This window comes from Pseudosporangium ferrugineum (assembly GCF_003002065.1).
GTDB lineage: Bacteria > Actinomycetota > Actinomycetes > Mycobacteriales > Micromonosporaceae > Actinoplanes > Actinoplanes ferrugineus_A.
This window is the reverse complement of sequence record NZ_PVZG01000071.1, coordinates 1-2,802: the sequence shown is the minus strand read 5'-3', so window position 1 is coordinate 2,802 and position 2,802 is coordinate 1. Positions and strand designations below refer to the sequence as shown.

Sequence of the window (2,802 nt, the reverse complement as noted above, 5' to 3'; positions counted from 1 at the left end):
CCGCCGAACACGAGGCACTACACGTGATGACCCAGCCGGTCATTGCACCCCTGAAAACCAGCTAACCAACTCTCCATCAAACCCGGGGCTTGACAGATCTTGGTGACGTAGGCGACGGTGCCTTTGTACCGGATCGATTGGGTGAGCTGGCCCTTCGCGATGGTGTCGTAGGTCCATCGCGCTCGCGGCCTGGTCGAGATCACATCATCGAAGAGCGCGATCTTGCGTCCCAGCGCGTCGTACTGGTACGCCAGCGTCTCGCCGCGACCGTCGGTTGACGTGGCGGGACGGTCGGCCTCGTCGAAGGTCGTCGTTGAGGTGCCGCGGTCGGGATCGGTCACCGAGGATTGGCGGCCGCGCAGGTCGTAGCCGTACGTCCATTTGTTGCCGGCCGGGTCGGTGATCCGTTCGAGTTGGCCCTTGCGGTTGTAGAAGAACGTGCTGGTGTCGCTGTCGCCGGTGGGTACGGAGCCGTGGAATTGCCGCAGCGTCCGGACCCGGCCTTGGACGTCGTCGACGGTGGACGTCGCCGTGCCGCCCGCCGGCGGGGCGACATCCACCCGGTCACCGCCGTAGGCGGTCGTAGTACGCCAGCGCTCGACGTTATACGGCTGGAAGACGGTCGACGTCGTCCGGCCGGCGCCGTCGTACAGGATCCGGGTCTGGCTCGGCACGAACGTACGGTCGGTCGCGGTGACCAGCGTCGTGCTGGGCGCGCCGCTGTTGTAGTACGCGTCGTAGGTCAGCGCCTCGCGGCCGACCGTGTCGTAGAACTTGTCGGTCAGCAGCCGGCCGCCAGACGGCGACGGTGACTGGGTCTGCCGGAGACGCAACAATCCGTCGTATATGGCGTAGCTGGTGGAGTACTCGCCCTTGGCGTTGAGGGCGCTGGTGGTCACGACGCTCACCGCATCGTTGCGTACCAGGTAGGTGTAGGCCGTGTTCGGCGTCTGCGACGCCGGGTCGCGGCCGGGCAGCCACACCTTGAGCAACCGCCCCATGCCGTCGTACGCCGTGATCGTGGTCTTGTCGTTGGCGTCCACCGCGGTCAGCGCCACACCCCAGGCCGGTTCGGCAGTGACCTTCGTGACGTGCCCGAGCGGGTTCGTCACCGTGGTCTGGGTGACGGGCCCGCCGGTCGGCGGGGTGTATTCGGTGACGGTCACCTTGTCCATGGCGTCCCACCGATGGCGGACCCGGCCGTGAACGTCGTGGTCGGCACGGGCGATCGTCTCGAACGTCGGTGTGCCGTTGTTCCAGGCCGCCATCCGCTCGATCCGGGTCGCCGCCCCGACGTCGGCGGCGACGCCCCAAGCGTGGCCGTCGTACGACGTCAGGTTGTCGGAGATCACCTGCGCCTCGGAGAGCGCGGCCGGGTCGGCCGCCTGGGCGCACGTGGCGGCGAAGCTCCGGATGCGGTGGGTCACCCCCACCACCCAGACCGTCGTGTTCCGCGGCTCGAAGGTGTTCTGCGTGCAGGTCTCGTCGCCGGTGACAGCCACGTCGCCGGCGTCGTCTGTGGCGGTCACCATCCCGTAGTCGTCGAAGGTCTTGCGCATGCTGCTGACCCGCGGTGCCCGGCCGCCGTCCAGTTGCTCGCGCTCGTGGCTGGCCTGGACTTCGGTGAAGCGCGACTCGGCGGTGTCGCCGTTGACGGTCCGCGACGCGGTCGGCGCGGACCGCCACGGCTCGGACACCTGACGGGACACCTCGGCACCGCCCGGGCCGTCGTAGGTGATTGCTTCCCGGACCATCCCGGAGAACTCGTCCTCGTCGTTGACGGTGGGCACACCGGCGCCGGGCACGGTGACGGTACGGCGTCCGGACGGAAGCTTGTCACCGTGCATACCTTGGAAGAAGCGGCTCTCGGTGAATGTCTGCTCGCCGGGATCGCCCGTGGTGACCGTGACGGTCCGGTAGCCACGCCAGTCGGACCAGGTCTTGCTCTTGACGTCGATCAGGCCGTCGTCATCGGTGTAATGCCATGCGGGGGACGAGTAGTCGTACTTATGCACGATCCGGGGGCTGCCGTTCGGTGGCGCACCGCCGGTCTGGTCGATCTCGTACACGGTGTCGACGACGTACTTGTGGAACCAGTCCGTGACGGGGGCGGTGTATCCCTCGGGCGTCCACCGCACCGGGTAGCACCGCATGGTGTTCGTCGACGGATCGGCCGGGATCTTCCGGTTGGCCGGATCGGCGCTGCATTCCTCCGGCGAGTACGTCACGTTGATCGTGCCGCCCGACTCGTTGCGAATCTTCGCGATCCGCATCCAGTTCATCGCGGGCGAATGGTCGATCGTGTCCACCCGGTTGGCGAGCTGGACGTGGGTCAATTCCACGTCGGGCACGGTCGCGCGCATCCCGACCAGGCCCTCGTGGGAAATCCTGCTGAGCCACAGGCCAGCCCGGGTACCGTCGCCTGGATCCGGATACGTCTGGTGCAGCGTCCACCGATCGACATTGCGATACCCCGATCCGCTCTTGACCTGAGTCAGAACGGTGTCGAGTCGCTTCGAGGACCAGAACGTCGGAGCGAACTGCATACACGGCGCCTTCGTGCACTCCTGATCCCACGGGGTATCCAGCCAGTGCACCCCGTCGTGGGTGGCGCAGTCGCTGACGCACCGGTCCTTACTGAGCTTCTGGGGTTGAGGTCACTCCTACGTCCACATCGCCGCTTTGGGTGATTCCTGCCGGTTCGGGACTGCTGTCTAGTTAGGGCATGCGATACGGGGACGGCGGCGGGGTCGGCCCGCAACAACGCGCCCGCCGGGAACAGGTACGACGGCAGGCAGCACG

1 protein-coding gene is annotated in these 2,802 nt (G+C 67.1%); it reads right to left on the bottom strand.

Annotation, left to right across the window (positions count from 1 at the left end):
• Positions 1-17: 17 nt before the first annotated feature.
• Positions 18-2,342 carry an RHS repeat domain-containing protein gene (locus CLV70_RS38720; RefSeq protein WP_146164364.1) on the bottom strand — a complete coding sequence of 775 codons (2,325 nt, stop codon included), beginning with the start codon at positions 2,340-2,342 and terminating at the stop codon, positions 18-20.
• Positions 2,343-2,802: the final 460 nt, after the last annotated feature.